The organism is Paraburkholderia sp. RAU2J (assembly GCF_003634845.1).
In the GTDB taxonomy this organism is placed as follows: domain Bacteria; phylum Pseudomonadota; class Gammaproteobacteria; order Burkholderiales; family Burkholderiaceae; genus Paraburkholderia; species Paraburkholderia fynbosensis.
The window spans coordinates 1,077,902-1,094,605 of record NZ_RBXG01000002.1; the positions used below are offsets into that span (position 1 = coordinate 1,077,902).

General features: G+C 62.1%; 12 protein-coding genes. 9 read left to right on the forward strand and 3 right to left on the reverse strand.

Annotation, left to right across the window (positions count from 1 at the left end):
- Positions 1-281: 281 nt before the first annotated feature.
- The gene (locus tag B0G69_RS22310) at positions 282-608 is read right to left on the reverse strand and encodes a hypothetical protein (RefSeq protein ID WP_147440756.1); all 327 of its coding nucleotides are present in this window, start codon (positions 606-608) and stop codon (positions 282-284) included.
- Between the two features lie 288 nt (positions 609-896).
- Positions 897-3,185, reverse strand: a complete 2,289-nt coding sequence (locus B0G69_RS22315; protein ID WP_121323822.1) for a filamentous hemagglutinin N-terminal domain-containing protein — start codon at positions 3,183-3,185, stop codon at positions 897-899.
- Positions 3,186-3,756: 571 nt separating this feature from the next.
- On the opposite strand from B0G69_RS22315, the gene B0G69_RS22320 reads away from it, so the two are divergent.
- Entirely contained in the window at positions 3,757-4,305 is a 549-nt protein-coding gene (locus tag B0G69_RS22320; RefSeq protein WP_121319894.1) for an MbcA/ParS/Xre antitoxin family protein, read from the forward strand.
- Positions 4,306-4,378: 73 nt separating this feature from the next.
- Here B0G69_RS22320 and B0G69_RS22325 read toward each other — a convergent pair whose 3' ends face one another.
- Positions 4,379-5,287 (reverse strand): hypothetical protein, encoded by a 909-nt coding sequence (locus tag B0G69_RS22325; protein ID WP_147440757.1) that lies wholly within the window; start codon positions 5,285-5,287, stop codon positions 4,379-4,381.
- Positions 5,288-5,579: 292 nt separating this feature from the next.
- Between B0G69_RS22325 and gltS the strand changes: the two genes are divergently transcribed.
- From gltS to B0G69_RS22365, 8 genes are all read left to right on the forward strand, one after another.
- Positions 5,580-6,782, forward strand: coding sequence for a sodium/glutamate symporter (gene gltS / locus B0G69_RS22330; protein ID WP_121323823.1), 1,203 nt, complete (start codon positions 5,580-5,582; stop codon positions 6,780-6,782).
- 369 nt (positions 6,783-7,151) lie between these two features.
- The gene (locus B0G69_RS22335) at positions 7,152-8,885 is read left to right on the forward strand and encodes an IlvD/Edd family dehydratase (protein ID WP_121321080.1); all 1,734 of its coding nucleotides are present in this window, start codon (positions 7,152-7,154) and stop codon (positions 8,883-8,885) included.
- A 248-nt stretch (positions 8,886-9,133) separates the two neighbouring features.
- Positions 9,134-10,465, forward strand: a complete 1,332-nt coding sequence (locus B0G69_RS22340; RefSeq protein ID WP_121321081.1) for an MFS transporter — start codon at positions 9,134-9,136, stop codon at positions 10,463-10,465.
- Between the two features lie 312 nt (positions 10,466-10,777).
- A complete protein-coding gene (gene ugpC, locus B0G69_RS22345; protein ID WP_121321083.1) occupies positions 10,778-11,860 on the forward strand; it encodes a sn-glycerol-3-phosphate ABC transporter ATP-binding protein UgpC in 1,083 nt (360 codons plus the stop codon).
- On the forward strand, positions 11,850-12,776 hold the full coding sequence (locus B0G69_RS22350) for a sugar ABC transporter permease (protein WP_121321085.1): 927 nt from the start codon (positions 11,850-11,852) through the stop codon (positions 12,774-12,776). Before ugpC ends, B0G69_RS22350 begins: the two co-directional genes overlap by 11 nt.
- Positions 12,773-13,660: a carbohydrate ABC transporter permease gene (locus B0G69_RS22355; RefSeq protein WP_121321087.1), complete on the forward strand. Its 888-nt coding sequence runs from the start codon at positions 12,773-12,775 to the stop codon at positions 13,658-13,660. The genes B0G69_RS22350 and B0G69_RS22355 overlap by 4 nt, the downstream gene beginning before the upstream one ends.
- A 99-nt stretch (positions 13,661-13,759) precedes the next feature.
- Positions 13,760-15,094 (forward strand): extracellular solute-binding protein, encoded by a 1,335-nt coding sequence (locus B0G69_RS22360; protein WP_121321089.1) that lies wholly within the window; start codon positions 13,760-13,762, stop codon positions 15,092-15,094.
- Positions 15,095-15,177: 83 nt separating this feature from the next.
- Positions 15,178-16,698, forward strand: a complete 1,521-nt coding sequence (locus B0G69_RS22365; RefSeq protein ID WP_121321091.1) for an alpha-N-arabinofuranosidase — start codon at positions 15,178-15,180, stop codon at positions 16,696-16,698.
- The last annotated feature ends 6 nt before the right edge of the window (positions 16,699-16,704 follow it).

Sequence of the window (16,704 nt, forward strand, 5' to 3'; positions counted from 1 at the left end):
CCAAGTCGCCTTATGCAAATCAAGTCGCTGCAATGGATCTGACAGCGCGAGATGAGGATTTTATTTCCAGTCCGAACGAAATAAAATCGTCAATTCGCCTCTGTCCGAATTAAAGGTGTCACTTCGCATCGCGCGGCCTGAAATATGTCGCAATGCATTGATTTGTCAAGAAATTCCTTTGCAACAAGGCCGCTTGTCAAAAAGCTGAAGGAAGTCTTCCCAGAAAATTGCATGGGCTCGTAACCGATGCACTTGGGAAAGTACAACATATTGAAGATCGCCTATTCAGACTGCGTAGTTGGCGCTGCACCGTCTGACACCTCATTTCCCTTCGCGCGCATGCATTCCAGGTACGCGAGATAGTATCTTTGCTGCACATTCAGTTGTGCCCGTGACACGTTGGCATCGCTCTGAGCGCGGGTGTCCACGCCGCGCGCCAGCTGCTCTCTCGCATACTGTTTGCACTGCGCATCGTCCCGCAGAAAGACGGTGAATGGCTTGTCGCGCCCCGGCTTCACAGCTACCGCCGGGCCGATTGGCTGCGACACGCATCCGGTGACAACCCCGGAAATCGTTGCGGCAATCTGGACTCGGCAGAGAATACTCACGGCGTCCGTCCTTATCCGAAGCTCAAAAAGCATCTGTAGCCCAGTACACGCAATAGTGATAGCGGACCATCACCATTGCAAGTCCGCTGGCTGCCATATCCGGGGCCCTGCCAGCCGAGATTGACCCATCACCGCGTGCGGCCTCTTGCCGGCCACCTTCGGACAGTTGCACGCGTGTTCAGGCAGACATTCGGACGGCGGTTCCTCCCCCAAAGAGCTGCCATTGAGATGCCACCGAGTGACGCGGCGGAGCCGGCTCGTGCCGGCCGCGCGGGTTCTCAGCAGCGCCTACCGGGCCAGTTGCCAGCGCAGGATTGGATGCGTCGCCCCGGCCGGCATGACCCACGCACCGGTCGGGCTGAAGTCCCACGACGCGTCGAAGCTGGACGGGTTGCTCATCTGGGCAGTTGTCAGGCCGTTCGCCGCAGGTAGTTGCGTGCCACTCCCCGCGCTTACCGTTCGTGTGGTTGTCTCCTTGTCCCAGTAGACGTTCGTGGCGATCGTCCCTTCATTTGAGGACGCGATGCCGCCGTAAGCGGCGCCTGGAGGATTGGGTTGGCCGCAACACAAGCCTCGAACCTCGCCGGATGCGAACGACTGTTCGACCACGCCGGCATTCGCGAAGACCAACCCGCTGGCCGCGAAAGACCCAAAGGTGACGCCCGTCGCGTAGGATTGCGACACAGTGCCGTAGTTGTTGCCCACCAGGCCGCCCCCAAAGCCATGGATATCCGGCGAGACATCGCCGTTTGTGTAGGATTGGTTAATGGTGCCGTAGTTGGCGCCGACGAGCCCGCCAAGCACACCTCCCGTACCAATCGTCGCGCTGCTCGACGACCGTTCGATCAGGCCCTCATTGCGCCCCACCAGACCGCCGACCATCGGACCCTCGAACGGGCCTCCCTCCCGGCGGCCGCTGGTATACGCGTAGGTAATCAGGCCCTGGTTCTGACCGGCCAGAATGCCGTATGGGACACTCCTAAACGCGGCGATGAAATAGGCGTTCGTCATGCCGACATTGCGAACGACTCCTGTCGGACCGATCACTCCGAACAGTCCGACTGCCGGCAAAACCGCACCTTGCTCACTCTGACCGAAATTATTTACTACATGGCCCATGCCATCGAATTGACCGGAGAAAGGCGTGGTCGCATTGCCTATTGAAATGAACGTGACTCCGCCGAAGGCATTCGTCGCACTTGCATCGATATCCTTGCCGAGCGCATAGATGCCGGCCAGATCCAGCGACACGTTCTGCAAATCGGTCAGTGAATTGACCAGCCTGTAGCCGGTTACTTGCGTCAGTAGCCCGCTGTATGGCGCGGCGCTCCATGCATTGTTGGTCAGGACGATGCCCGGGCTGTAGCTGCCATTCATGTCGTAAAGTGCGCTGACGGAGCCCGTGCTGGCGGACCAGTCGATCGTGCCATGGTTGGCTATGCTTCCGCCGTTGTCGATGCCCGATGCGTCCGCGCGCAAGGTCAGATTGCCCGCGCCATTATTCGCGATCGTCGTGCCCTTCGTGATCGACACGTTGTGGTATGCCGCGAGCGTGAGCGATGCGGGACCGTGCCAGTTCAGGTTCGATGCGATATCCAGATCACCGGTCGCGCCGTTGATGCCCGTCGTCATGACGCCCACTGACGTGCCCGCGTTGAGGCTGCGTCGAAGCGTGCCTGCAGCGGCGCGGTCGATAGCGAAAGCAGGCGTCGATATGTTCCACTGGCCGGCGCGAACGGCTGCGTGCCTGCCGAACGCCAGCTGCGCCGCCTGCGTGTCGACCGTGCCGCCGCTGCCGTCCGCATTCGTTGCCGCGATCTTGCCTTGCTGCCTGACGAGGCCGCTGTCCGCGACCAGCCAGACGTGGCCATCGCGCGTTGTCGTACCCATTGCGCGGATGCGCGTGCCACCGCCCGCGAGCGCATAGACGTTCCCATCGGCAGCCTGAAGACTGACCTGCGCGGCCTTGACGCGCCCCTCGTTGACGACCGTGCCGTGACTGCCCGCCTGCACGAACACCTGTCTGCTGCTGGCCGAGTCCTGTAACAGCACCGTCTCGCCGGCCGCCAGTTCCACCGTGCCGCTGGGCGCTTTGACCGTACCCGCGTTGATGACTGCCTGACGCGCGATCAGGAACACATCGCCTCCGCTGGAACTGATCCTGCCGAGGTTGATCACGCTCGCGGCCGACTTGCCCGACAGCGTCAGTGCAGCGCCGCCGTTGATGAAGGCGTCGTTGCAGATATCCAGGGTGGACGCGACGAAACGTCCGCCCGTGCTGACCACGCCCGAGGGCCCCACGAGGATGCCTTGCGGATTGATCAGGTAGAGGCTGCCGGTGGCGGTGAGCTTGCCGAGAATCGATGACGGATCGCCGCCCGTTACACGGTTCAGCGTCGCGCCCGACCCGTTGTTGAAGGCGACAGTGTTGCCGTTGCCAATCGAGAAGCTGTGCCAGTCGATCACGCCGCGGGACGAGGACTGGTCGATCGTCAGCGAAGTGGTGCCGCTCGTCATCGCGCCCTGGCCCCGGACGAAGGTGCCGCCCTGCGGCAGTGGTCCGGCCGCGTGGGCCATCGGCACACACCACGCGGCGAGCGCGAGCTGCACCCATAGCGCAAGCGGCAGCGGGCGCAGAACACGGTTCCACGCGGCAGGCCGCGACCGAGGCGCGATGCGTGCCGCGCCGGCATACGCCAGCGTAAAGCACAGCCCATTGCGTGGGGTTGGGGGCGACTGGATCGCCAGTCTGGACGAATGACGCGACATGAACCCTCCGGAAACATGGTTCGTGGAAAGTCGTTGTCGCGGAACGCAGTTTGTTGCGACCAGGCAAGGCGCGAAAGCCGCCATACCGCACAACACAGCCTAATGGTAGCAGCGCGTTTCGAAAGACAAACCGGTATTGGCGCATGCACTCAAAGCCTGCTCGCACCTCTTCAGGCGGGGAGTGTGTCGGTCGCCGCGGCAGCAGGAACGGCAGTTCAACCCTCGAAAGCTGCCGTTAAGCTGGTGCGGAATCCAACGGCCGGATCGGGTCGGGAAGACTCATTCACATTTAGCGAAAGCTGACATTCACCGGCACCTGTTTGCGAATGTCAGCAAAGCGACCTGCACCCGCCGCACGCTTACAGAAAGGGAGTAGGTCATGCGCGAATACCGTGACAGGATGGTGCAGGAGATCGCCGCCTGCACATGCGACCGCTGCAGCCAGCGCATGTCGCCCGATGATGACCAGGGGGAGTGGTATGAAAAAGTGTCGCTCGACTGGCGCGGCGGCTTTGGCTCGGTTTTTGGCGACGGTGCCCACCTGAGCATTGACCTTTGTCAGCAGTGTCTCCGCGATACGCTCGGGTCATGGCTGCGGGTCGATCCGCCGTCCGCAACGGATAACGTGATTGAAGCCTTGAAGGGCGTCGTTTCCCGACCCGACGTGCGGGTAACTGTGGACCAGATGAATCCACTGCTGTTCGGCGAGCAAGACGAGTCCCGTGGCACGTTACTCCTTGCGACACGTCTCGCGAAAATAGTCGCGCAGGCGATAGCCGTCTTCCGGGAGCAGGATAAGGCGATCCGGTGGCTGGTCATGCCGCACAAGCAGTTTGCCGGCCGAACTGCGCTCGAAATGGCGAAGACCGAGGATGACGCACGGCTGGTTGAGGAAGCGCTGGTGCGGATTGACGAAGGGTACGGATAGCAAAAGGCCAGACTTTGGGATCCAGTTATCGGACTTGTGTTCCATATGTTCCATTACCGGTGCTTCCTTCCATTCACTGAGCTCGCAGACGAGCTTCTTGATGGCTTGCATTGAATCGCCTATGCCTTGCAGACCGGATTTCGAGTGCAAGCGTGCGGTCCTCCCGTAGTGTATTTCGTGCCATCCGCACGGTAATGCCGGCCAGTGCCGCGAGCCAAGCGACGGTCACCTGCACGCACGCCTCGTCGTCAAGTGTCGTTTTTAACGCCATACGTAAGGCCTCGGCATGGTGAGCGACAGCCGGCGTGCTTATCAATGCCCTCCGGAGTACCGTCTGGTCGCGCGGACGCACAAGCGAATCTGCACGGAGGTTGAAATATTCACAACGCTCGGCCTCAAACCATGTGCCGTCCCTCACAGCCGCCCTTCGTCCGGCGACGCTCTGAGTAATCAGCCTCCAGCGATATGTCTTTGTCCTGTCATCCTGTGTATCGGCAGTGGCGGACTGGGAAATCCAGTCGCGATCGGCCTTCACCGATGGGACGGGGGTCAAGCGGCTTTGTGGAAAGTGGTGGCGAAGCCAGTCGGCGTCGAGCAGGCGCAGTACCCAGTAATTCAGGCCGTTTGCTGATGCACGCTCACCTGGACAGCGTTGTGCGCGCGCCAGCATTGACTCACGTGCATGTTCGACAGACGGAACGATGCGAGGCCTGCCGCAATCCTCACGTTCCCGCTGGACCTCCCCCATGATCGCAGCGGAACGTTGGGCGACCGAGAGGCTGATGTCCATTGCGGCAAGTAATGCGCAGCAGTCGGGCGCGCGCAATTGGGAAAAATTATGAGAAAGCGGGAGCCATAACTGATCGCCATAATTCCGAGCAGACTGCGGCGAATGGTCCCGGCGCGCGGATGCACCGTATGCCCTGTCAATAACGTCGGCTAACTTGCAGGAGCGGATGCGGGATCGGAGAAAATCGCGCATCTGCGCGCGGCTGCAAAGCGGAGTGCTCAGAAGCAGCGCGTCGCTCAACGCGAGCAGTGACGCGACATGATGTCCGGACTGTAGCGGGTCAAGGCAATTTCTATCGTGGCCTGGCGGATTGGCTAAGATGAAGCATGGTTGCCGATGTGCCCGTACGTGAATAGACAATAGTCCGCTCGCCTGCCCAGGCCGGCGGTCGTCTTTTGCTCGCGCAATCCCGAGTCGGCCCGATACTGCCACGGCGTCACGCCCAAGGGATAAAACGTGATTGCGCTTCCGCTCGGAGGTCATTCTGAATATCGGCGTATACGGCACTCTGGTTGCCACCTCGCTTGTCCTGCTTCTCGGCGAGAAGCTGATTCAGTGGATTGCCGTGCTGCGCACCTACTCGATTCCCGCACCGGTGGCCGGCGGGCTCATCGTTGCCGTCAGCGTATTGTTGATACGCCTCACGACGCGTATCGAAGTGCGCTTCGAACCCGTGCTGCAGGTCCCGCTCATGCTCGCGTTCTTCTCGACCATCGGTCTGAATGCGCACATTTCCAGCCTGAAGGCGGGCGGCCCCGTGCTGATCCGATTTCTCGCGCTGGTCGGCGGACTGCTCATACTGCAGAACGTGGTCGGTGTGCTGCTGGCCTTCGCGCTCGGCGTCGATCCGCTCTTCGGACTGCTCGGCGGATCGATTACGCTGTCGGGTGGCCACGGCACGGGCGCCGCATGGAGTCAGGTCTTCGCCGAGCATCATGGGCTGAACTCGGCCACGGAAATCGCCATCGGCTGCGCGACGTTCGGGCTCGTGATCGGCGGGGTGCTCGGCGGCCCGATTGCACGCCTGCTCATGCGTCGAATCGGCGACGACGAAAGGCTGTCTATTTCCGATCGCGAGAACGAGACGCTGGTCTTCGAAGAGCCCAAAGCCCAGCAGCCGACCACGCCCGCTGCGATCATCACGACGCTCGCGTTGATCTCCGTGTGTCTGACCGTGGGCGAAATGGTGGCCGAGTGGCTGGCCGGGACCATTTTCGAATTGCCTACGTTCGTCTGCGTGCTGTTCGTCGGCGTGCTATTGAACAATGGGCTGTCGCTCGTGCGGGTGCAACTCGATCAGCATGCGGTCGCGCTCGTGGGCAATGTCAGTCTCGCGTTGTTCCTGGCAATGGCGCTGATGAGACTCGACCTGTGGGCACTCGCGGCGCTCGCGGTACCGGTCATCGTGATCCTCGCTGCGCAGACGCTGCTGATGGCGCTGTATGCCGTGTTCCTCACGTTCCCGGTGATGGGGCGCAACTACGACGCGGTGGTCCTGAGCGCCGCGCATTGCGGCCTGGGAATGGGTGCGACGCCTACCGCCATCGCCAACATGCAGGCGATTACCAACCGCTTTGGCCATTCCCATATCGCGTTCCTGATTGTGCCGCTAACCGGGGCGTTTTTCATGGACATCGTCAACGCGATCGTGATCAAGCTGTTTCTCGCGCTGCCGCTTTTTCACTGATACCCTAGAGGCGTCCCGGTGGGCTTCGTTAGAGGCGGATCCATTGCGGCGACCGCGAGTTCAGCGTCTATCTGCGCCACACCTTCACGGGACGCCCAGCCCACGCACATCCGCGCCATCCGATACCAAAACTGATATCAATACCGCCAAAAATTTGATTGGAAAGATATCGCCCCGCTCCGTACACTTCAGCAGTCCCATAAATTGAGCGGCAGCCTTCCGTGATCCGCATTCCAGAGCTTTGCGTAGCCCGTGGCGGCGCGGAACGCGCGGTCGCCAGCCGCTTAATCGTCATCCCGCCGGCCGCGCGGCGCCGGTTCGGTCAACTGGCCGGTGCTGTGCCCCGGCACGTGCATCAAGGAAATAGGCATGTCGGAAAATAAGCGGAAATTGCGTTCGGCTGAATGGTTCGGCACAGCCGACAAGAACGGCTTCATGTATCGAAGCTGGATGAAGAACCAGGGCATCCCCGATCACGAATTCGACGGCCGTCCGGTTATCGGCATCTGCAACACGTGGTCGGAGCTCACGCCGTGCAACGCGCACTTTCGCAAGATCGCCGAGCACGTGAAGCGTGGCGTCTACGAAGCGGGCGGTTTCCCGGTCGAGTTCCCGGTGTTTTCGAACGGCGAATCGAACCTGCGTCCGACCGCGATGCTCACGCGCAATCTCGCGGCGATGGACGTCGAGGAAGCGATCCGCGGCAATCCGATCGACGCGGTCGTGCTCCTCACCGGTTGCGACAAGACCACGCCCGCGCTGCTGATGGGCGCGGCGAGCTGCGACGTGCCGGCGATCGTCGTCACCGGCGGTCCGATGCTGAACGGCAAGCTCGACGGCAAGAACATCGGCTCGGGCACCGCGGTATGGCAACTGCACGAATCGCTGAAGGCGGGCGAGATCGACCTGCATCAGTTCCTCTCGGCCGAAGCCGGCATGTCGCGCTCCGCGGGCACGTGCAACACGATGGGCACGGCCTCGACGATGGCGTGCATGGCCGAAGCGCTCGGCACGTCGCTGCCGCACAACGCGGCGATTCCGGCAGTCGATTCGCGCCGCTATGTGCTCGCCCATATGTCAGGAATCCGTATCGTTCAGATGGCGCACGAAGACCTCAAGCTGTCGAAGATCCTGACGCGTGAGGCCTTCATGAACGCGATTCGCACCAATGCTGCGATCGGCGGCTCGACCAATGCGGTGATTCATTTGAAGGCGATTGCCGGCCGCATCGGCGTCGATCTCGAACTCGACGACTGGGTGCGCGTCGGCCGCGACACGCCGACCATCGTCGACCTGATGCCGTCGGGCCGTTTCCTGATGGAAGAGTTTTATTACGCGGGCGGTCTGCCGGCGGTGCTGCGCCGGCTCGGTGAAGCGGACCTGCTGCCGCATCCGGGCGCGCTGACCGTGAACGGCAAATCGCTGTGGGACAACGTCAAGGATGCGCCCAACACCAACGACGAAGTCATCCGCCAGCTCGACAACCCGCTCGTCGCCGATGGCGGCATTCGTGTGCTGCGCGGCAATCTCGCGCCGCGCGGTGCGGTGCTCAAGCCGTCGGCGGCCACGCCTGGTCTGCTCAAGCATCGCGGACGCGCGGTGGTGTTCGAAAACCTCGAGCACTACAAGACGCGCATCGTCGACGAAGATCTCGACGTCGACGCCAATTCCGTCATGGTGATGAAGAACTGCGGCCCGAAGGGTTATCCGGGCATGGCCGAAGTGGGCAACATGGGACTGCCGCCGAAGCTGCTGCGCCAGGGCGTGAAGGACATGGTGCGGATTTCAGACGCGCGCATGAGCGGTACTGCTTATGGCACGGTGGTGTTGCATGTGACGCCGGAAGCGGCTGCGGGCGGCCCGCTCGCCGCCGTGCAGGACGGCGACTGGATCGAGCTCGATTGCGATGCCGGCACGCTGCATCTGGATATCAGCGACGCGGAACTGGAGCGCCGCATGGCGCAACACGTACCGCCGCAGGCGCCGAATGGCGGCGGCTATCAGCGCCTTTATGTCGATCACGTGCTGCAGGCCGACGAAGGGTGCGACCTCGATTTCCTCGTCGGTTGCCGCGGTGCTGCCGTGCCGCGGCATTCACACTGACGTCATAGGCTCGGCGACGCATGTCGACTTGAGTGGAGTTAGCCGTGTAACCGCCAGGCGGCGGTTACGCGCGGTCTGATCAGAACCCCGAGTTTCACGCGTACCAAGCGCGGTCCGCGCGCAGCGACGCTACAGTCGCGCGCGCTCGCGCCATCGCGGCGCACTGCTGTCCGGCGCATGGCGCCCACGGACGCGCAAGCTGCGCCGCGCATCCACACGACACAACCCTAATCGATGGAGACAGTGCAATGAGCACCAAGCCGGCCGGCGCGCAGCAGGTTGATGCGCCTTCGCATGTGGAGCAGGGCGACGAGCAACGCATCGTCGGGATGCTGACGCGCAGACTGATTCCGTTTCTCGCGTTGATTTACGTGGTTGCCTATATCGACCGCTCGGTGGTCGGCTTCGCGAAGCTGCACATGAATGCGGCGATCGGTCTGAGCGACGCGGCTTATGGCCTCGGCGCGGGTCTGTTCTTCATTGGCTATTTTCTGTGCGAAGTGCCGAGCAATCTCGCGTTGGAACGCTTCGGCGCACGCGTGTGGTTCGCGCGCATCCTGTTCACGTGGGGCGTCATCACGATGGCGATGTCGCTCGTGGAAGGGCCGCGGAGCTTCTACGCATTGCGTTTTCTGCTGGGCGCCGCGGAGGCGGGCCTTTATCCCGGCATTCTCTACTTCCTGACCAAATGGTTTCCGATGCGGCACCGCGCGCGCATCATCGGGCTGCTCGTGCTGGCGCAGCCCATCGCCGGCATCGTGACCGGGCCGATTGCGGGCATGGTGTTGTCGACGCATGGCGCGTTCGGTCTGTCGAACTGGCAGATCCTGTTCGTGCTGAGCGGATTGCCGGCCGTGCTTTTGTGTTGGCCCACGCTGCGTCTTTTGCCGGAATCACCCGCCCGTGCGCACTGGCTCGCGTCGGCGGATCGCGCGTGGATCGAACGGGAACTGGTCTCCGATCACGCGTCCTACGCGCTCGAATCGCATCGCAATCCGCTCGCCGCGCTGAAGGACAAACGCGTGCTGCTGCTGGCGCTGCTGTTTCTGCCGTTTCCGTTGAGCATCTACGGATTGTCGTTGTGGCTGCCGACCATCATCAAGGCATTCGGCGTCAGCGATTCGACCACGGGTCTGCTGTCGGCGGTGCCGTATCTGTTCGCCGTAGTGGGTCTTTATCTGGTGCCGCGTCATTCGGATCGTCAGGGCGAGCGTTACTGGCACATCGTCGTCGTATCCGCTCTCGCGGCCGTGACGATGGCGGCCAGCGCGTGGGCGCAAGCGCCGCTGCTGCAATTCATCTTCATTTGCCTGACGGCGTTTTCGCTGTATTCGATTCAGGCAGTGGTGTGGGCGTTGCCGGGCCAGTTCCTGACCGGCGCGAGTGCCGCCGTCGGTATTGCGACGATCAATTCGCTCGCCAATCTCGGCGGCTATCTGGGGCCGTACGGAATCGGTCTCATCAAGGATGCAACCGGCAGTCTCGCCGCCGGCCTGTACTTTCTCGCCGCGACGCTGGTGTTTGCGGTTGTGATTACCTTCGTCGTGCGCTCGGCGTTGCACGCGCCTCGCGCGCCGTAAGAAGAAATATAAAAGAGCCCGCCTCGCCATCGCTTGATCGGCTATTCAAGCGTGTGGGCTCGTGAGCCCTTGCCGATTCTTTTCAATTCGCTTGACAGCCAATGTCGGCGCGGCGCTCGTCACCCTCATCAGCGTCATCAAACCGAGATCAAAGTATCGCAGTGCGATCCAATACGCATGCGCATACCGAAACCTGAATACCTCGATATCGAAACAGGGATTGGACGTTTCCAATCAGGCTACCTTACTATATTTTCATAATATCAAAGCAGACAGAGACAGCAGTTCCGGGACATAACCCAAGGAGGCGCGGTGACGGGCATTCAGCTCAACGGCGTGACAAAGCGGTATGGCGAGACGGAAGTGATCACGGGTCTCGACCTCAATATCCACGAAGGCGAATTCCTCGTCTTTCTAGGCCCCTCCGGCTGCGGCAAGTCGACTCTGCTGCGCATGATCGCCGGACTCGAAAACGTCAGCGAAGGGCAGATCAGCATCGGCGGCCGCGAGGTCACGAACCTGCCGCCGGCGAGGCGCGACGTCGCGATGGTGTTCCAGCACTACGCGCTCTATCCGCACATGACGGTCTACGACAACATGGCGTTCGGACTGCGCAATACGGGTGTCGCCACGAGTGAGATCGAACGGCGCATTACCGAAGCGGCCCGCATGCTCGAACTCGATGCGCTGCTCAAGCGTCGTCCCGCGCAATTGTCGGGTGGTCAGCGTCAGCGGGTGGCGATCGGTCGCGCGGTGGTCAAGGAGCCCGAAGCATTCCTGTTCGACGAGCCGTTGTCGAACCTCGATGCGTCGCTGCGCACCCGCACGAGAGTCGAGCTTGCGCGCATCCATCGCCGTCTGAGTTCGACAATGATCTTCGTCACGCACGACCAGATCGAAGCGATGACGCTCGCTACGCGCATCGTCGTGATGAATCGCGGGCGCATCGAGCAGATCGGTGCGCCACTCGACATATACCGGCGTCCGGCCACGCGCTTCGTCGCGGGATTCATCGGCGCGCCGGCCATGAACTTTATCGACGTCGAACCCGCGAGCGATAACGGCGGCCGTCTGCTCGTGCGCCTGCCGGTTGACAACGTCGTCATTCCCACCACTATCGCGGCCGGCAGTTTGCCGTCGGGCCAGCTCACGCTCGGCGTTCGCGCCGAGCACGTGGTGATCGACGCGAACGGTCCGCTCGGCGGCCGCGCCGAATTCATCGAACGGCTCGGCGATCGTTCGCTCGCACACGTGAGTCTCGCGAGCAATCAGCTGATCGTGATCGAGATCCCACGCGAGTACGAACTGCAGGCCGGCGACCCGCTCCGTATGAGCATAGACGCCGCCCATCTGCATCTGTTCGACGCAAGCGGGACGGCGCATCATGGCGGCTGAGCGTTCGCTGACGGCCGGTTTGCCGAAGACGCGGCAACGCCGTTTCAGCAATCCCCTCGCGTCCTGGTCGAACGGTCTGTTCGTGCTGCCGTTCGTGGTCGTCTACGTGTTGCTGCTGGTCGTGCCGCTCGGCTACGGCTGGTGGCTGAGCCTGCAGAACGTCGATCTGCTCGCCGGCACGAGTGAGTTCATCGGCATCAAGAATTACGTCGACCTCGCGGCCGATCCGATCTTTCGCGGCGCCGTGCGCAACACGTTTTACTTCGTGTTCGTGACGGTGCCGATGTTCGTCGCGCTGGGTCTCGCACTCGCGCTCGTGCTCAACCGGCCGGGCCGGTTTTGCGCGGCATTGCGGGCGATTTTCTTCGGCTCGTCGGTGCTGTCGGTCACGATCGTCACGCTGGTCTGGAAGCTCGTGTTGATGCCCGGCCACGGGCTGCTCGCCGATGTGAGCCACGCGCTGAACCTTCCCGAGTACGTGCCGCTCGTGCACGAAGCCACCGCGCTGCCGATGATCGCGATCGTCACCGTATGGTGGATCGTCGGCCTGCCGATGATGCTGTTTCTCGCCGCGCTTCAACAGATTCCGCAGGAGCTGTACGAAGCGGCCGCGCTCGATAGCGCAACGCGCTGGCGCACCTTCGCGTCGATCACGCTGCCGTCGATCCGGCGCACCGTCGCGCTGGTCGCGGTGATCGAAGCGGTGTTCCAGTTCCAGCTATTCGGTCAGGCGCAACTGCTGACCGACGGCGGTCCGAACAACGCATCGCGTCCGCTGGTGCAGTTCATCTACGAATCCGGCTTCCGTCAATGGCTGTTCGGCTACTCGGCTGCCGCGGCTCAGGTGCTGTTCGCATTGATGCTGCTGGGCATCGCCGCGCAGGCATGGATCGTTCGCAGAAAGGATTCCGCATGAGCACCACCGCACTCAAGTCCGCCCCGAGTCCTTCTGCCGAACAACGCTCGCGCGGTTCGCTCGCGGGCCATTTCGGCGAGCGTGTGATGCTCGGCGCCGTCGTGCTGCTCGCGCTCGTCTGGATCGCGCCGCTCGTATGGGTGTTCGCGCTTTCATTCAAGCCGAACGCGTTCCTTCAGCAACATACGGATGTGCTGTTCTCGCCGCCGTTCACGCTGCAGAACTATACGAGCATCATCGGCACGTCGGCGGTGGGCGGCTGGTTGATCAATAGCGTGATCGTCGCGCTGGGCCAGACGTTCCTGACGCTCGTCATCGCTTCGCTCGCGGGTTACGGCTTCGCGCGCACGAACTTTCCGGGCAAGCGCTGGCTGTATGTGATCTGCCTCGCCGGACTCGCGGTTCCCGAACAGGCGCTCGTGATTCCGCTGCACAGCATCTTCGCGTCGCTCGACTGGCACAACACCTATGGCGCGCTGATTCTGCCGCGCCTCGCGTCGCCGTTCGGCGTGTATCTGATGACGCAGTACTTCAAGGCGGTGCCCATCGATATCGAGGAAGCGGCGTTGCTCGACAACGCGTCGCGCTTCAAGGTGTTCTGGCGCATCGTGCTGCCGCTGTCGATTCCGGCGCAGGCGACGCTCGCGATCTTCACGTTTCTCAGCGCGTGGAACGACTACCTGTGGCCGCTCGTGTCGGCATCGAAGCCGGAGATGTACACGCTGACCATTGGCCTCGCATCGACACAGGGCAATTTCGCGCAGTCCGAGGGGATTGGTTATCTGATGGCGCAAGCGGTGTTCGCCGGTCTGCCGATCTTCGTGCTGTATCTGTTCTTCCAGAAGTACATCGTGGCGGCGGTGGCGGGCACCACGGTGCGTTAGTCGAGCTTGGCGAAACACAACCTGTCACGCCATTGACCACCCGGCAGCCGCGCAGTCGTTCGGAAAAGACGCGGCTCAATATCGACATAGGAGACAACGATGAAAAGATCGCTCGTGCGCGGTGCGCTTTCGCTCGCCTTGCTGAGTCTAACGGCCTGCCTGACGGCGCCGGCACAGGCCAAAACCGAAATTACGCTATCGCGTTTCTTTGGCGCCTGCGACGCTGAATACGGCAATGTGAACGACGTGAGCAAAGCAGCGGGCGAGTGCGGCATCATCACGACGCTGGTCAACCAGTTCAATGCGACGAACAAGGAAGACATCGTCGTCAAGCCGCAGATCATCGAATGGAATCCTTACTATACGCAGATCGACGCGCGCATTCTGAGCCGTGATGTGCCGACCATTTCGGTGATGCACGAAGCCGTGCTCGGCGATTACGTGAAGCGCAAGCTCGTCGAGCCGCTCGACGACGGTTTCAAATCCGTCGGTGTCGATACGAAGGACTTCACGGGGCACGCGCAGCGTGGCGTCACGTTCGGCGATAAGACCTATGCGTTGCCGTTCGACACGCATTCATGGCTCTGGCACATCAACGTCAATCTGTTCAAGAAAGCGGGCCTGGTCGACGCGAGCGGCAAGCCGATCCTGCCGACCACGCCCGAAGAACTGCTCAAACAGGCGAAGCAGTTCAAGGACAAGACCGGCCTGCCGTACATCACGATGCCGATTGCGAACGAGAGCGCCGCGCAGACGCGTTCGCTGTACACGATGGTGTATCAGCAGAACGGCACGCTGTTTCCGTCCGGACCGACGAAGATCGATCTGCAGGGCAAGCCCGTGACGAACGCACTGCAACTGCTCGACGGTCTGATGAAGGCGGGTGATATCACGCCGAATCTCGACTACGGCGCATCGAACCAGGCGTTCATGAACGGCAAGGCCGGCGTGCTGATCTGCGGGACCTGGGTGATCGAAGACCTGACCAACCTGTCGAAGAAGTCGGATTCGCCGCTCGCCAACAATGGCTACGACGTCGTGCCGTTCCCAAACCTGTTCCAGAAGAAGGCGGTGTGGGCCGACGGCCATTCGTGGGTCATGCTCAAGGGCGGCGCAAAGGACGACAAGACCCGCCACGCCGCGTTCGTGTTCCTCAAGTTCCTCTACGACCACGACGCCGACTGGGCGCGCACCGGGCATCTGCCGGCGCGCGAGTCCGTCATCGATAGCGCGGCATTCAATGCGCTGCCGCATCGTTCGTCGATCAAGGAAATCTCGTCGACGGGCTATTCGCTGCCGAACACGGTGCCGCGCCAGTTCGCGATTCAGGAGATTGTCGGCAGCGAGGTCAGCAACATGCTGACCTCCGGCAAGCCGATTCCCGCAGTTCAGAAGGACGCGCAAGACCGCGTCAACAAGCTGTTGTCCAGGTAGTTGCCGCACGGCACCCGAACATGTCAGCCAGCGCGCCGCATCGGGCGGCGCGCCTCGTCGCACTCACAACAGGACCTCTCACCATGATCTCTTCCCGCCTCGTCGTCGACCGCGATTTCGTCGTCTCGGATCTTGACCGGCGCGTGTTCGGCACCTTCGTCGAACATATGGGCCGCTGCGTATACACCGGCATCTACGAACCGGGCCACCCTGAAGCCGATGAGCGTGGCTATCGCAAAGACGTGATGGAGCTGACGCGCGAACTCGGACCCACGATCGTGCGCTATCCCGGCGGCAACTTCCTGTCGGGCTACAACTGGGAAGACGGCGTCGGTCCGAAAGAGAAGCGGCCGAAGCGCCTCGACCTCGCCTGGTATTCGGTCGAAACCAACCAGTTCGGCACCAATGAATTCATCGACTGGTGCCGCGAGCTCGACATCGAGCCGATGTACGGGGTCAACCTTGGCACACGCGGACCGGACGAAGCGCGGCATTTCGTCGAGTACTGCAATCATCCCGGTGGCACCGCGCTTTCGGATCTGCGTCACGAGCATGGTTACGAAAAGCCGCACGACATCAAGTTCTGGTGCCTCGGCAACGAGATGGACGGACCGTGGCAAATCGGCCGCAAGACCGCCGACGAATACGGCCGCGTCGCACTCGAAACAGCCAAGCTGATGCGCGCGGTCGATCCCACCATCCAGCTTGCGGCGTGCGGATCCTCGACCCATGAAATGGCGACCTACGGCGCGTGGGAAGACCGCGTGCTCGAACACTGCTTCGATCAGGTCGACTTCATTTCGCTGCATACGTACTTCGAAAACCGTCACGACTCCACTGCGGAGTTCTTCGGCAACATCGACGTGATGGACCTGTTCATCAAGGAGATCGTCGCCGTGGCGGACAGCGTGGCCGCGCGCAAGCATTCGACCAAACGCATCATGCTGTCGTTCGACGAATGGAACGTCTGGTACAAGGCGCGCTCGATCAACGATCTGCGCAAGCCGGGCTGGCCGAGCGCGCCGCGCCTGATCGAGGAGGTCTACAACGCCGAGGACGCGCTGCTGGTCGGCGGCGCGCTGATCACGATGATGAACAATGCCGACCGCGTGAAGACCGCCTGTCTGGCGCAACTCGTCAACGTGATCGGCCCGATCATGACCGAGCCGGGCGGTGCGGCGTGGCGGCAGACGATTTTCTATCCGTTCGCGCAGGCGTCGAAGTTCGGTCACGGCCGCGTGCTCAAGCCGGTGATCGAGTCGCCGTCGTACGAGGCAGAGACTTTCCCCGAGATCGCCTACCTGTGCGCGGCCGTGGTTGACGACCGGGCGAGCGGCACCACGACGATCTTCGCATTGAACCGGCACCTGACCGATGAGATGGACCTGAACATCGAGTTGCGCGGCCTCGGCGCCGAACGCACGCTCGATCACGCGCTCGAACTTCATCACGCGAACATGAAAGCGGTGAACACGCGCGAAGCGCCGTTGACGGTCGTACCCGAGACCAACGCCCGCGTGGTCGTCGATGGCGAGAAGATTACCGCGCGTCTGAAGCCGGGCTCGTGGAACGTGATCGTCACGACCGCGGCAAAGCGCGGCTAGGTTGGT

What these genes read in the sequence shown, in the direction of transcription:
- B0G69_RS22325 (WP_147440757.1), bottom strand. Translation starts at nt 5,287, where the DNA reads ATGCGCGATTTTCTCCGATCCCGCATCCGCTCCTGCAAGTTAGCCGAC.
- B0G69_RS22360 (WP_121321089.1), top strand. Translation starts at nt 13,760, where the DNA reads ATGAAAAGATCGCTCGTGCGCGGTGCGCTTTCGCTCGCCTTGCTGAGT.
- B0G69_RS22340 (WP_121321081.1), top strand. Translation starts at nt 9,134, where the DNA reads ATGAGCACCAAGCCGGCCGGCGCGCAGCAGGTTGATGCGCCTTCGCAT.
- B0G69_RS22320 (WP_121319894.1), top strand. Translation starts at nt 3,757, where the DNA reads ATGCGCGAATACCGTGACAGGATGGTGCAGGAGATCGCCGCCTGCACA.
- B0G69_RS22335 (WP_121321080.1), top strand. Translation starts at nt 7,152, where the DNA reads ATGTCGGAAAATAAGCGGAAATTGCGTTCGGCTGAATGGTTCGGCACA.
- B0G69_RS22355 (WP_121321087.1), top strand. Translation starts at nt 12,773, where the DNA reads ATGAGCACCACCGCACTCAAGTCCGCCCCGAGTCCTTCTGCCGAACAA.
- B0G69_RS22350 (WP_121321085.1), top strand. Translation starts at nt 11,850, where the DNA reads ATGGCGGCTGAGCGTTCGCTGACGGCCGGTTTGCCGAAGACGCGGCAA.
- B0G69_RS22315 (WP_121323822.1), bottom strand. Translation starts at nt 3,185, where the DNA reads ATGGCCCACGCGGCCGGACCACTGCCGCAGGGCGGCACCTTCGTCCGG.
- B0G69_RS22365 (WP_121321091.1), top strand. Translation starts at nt 15,178, where the DNA reads ATGATCTCTTCCCGCCTCGTCGTCGACCGCGATTTCGTCGTCTCGGAT.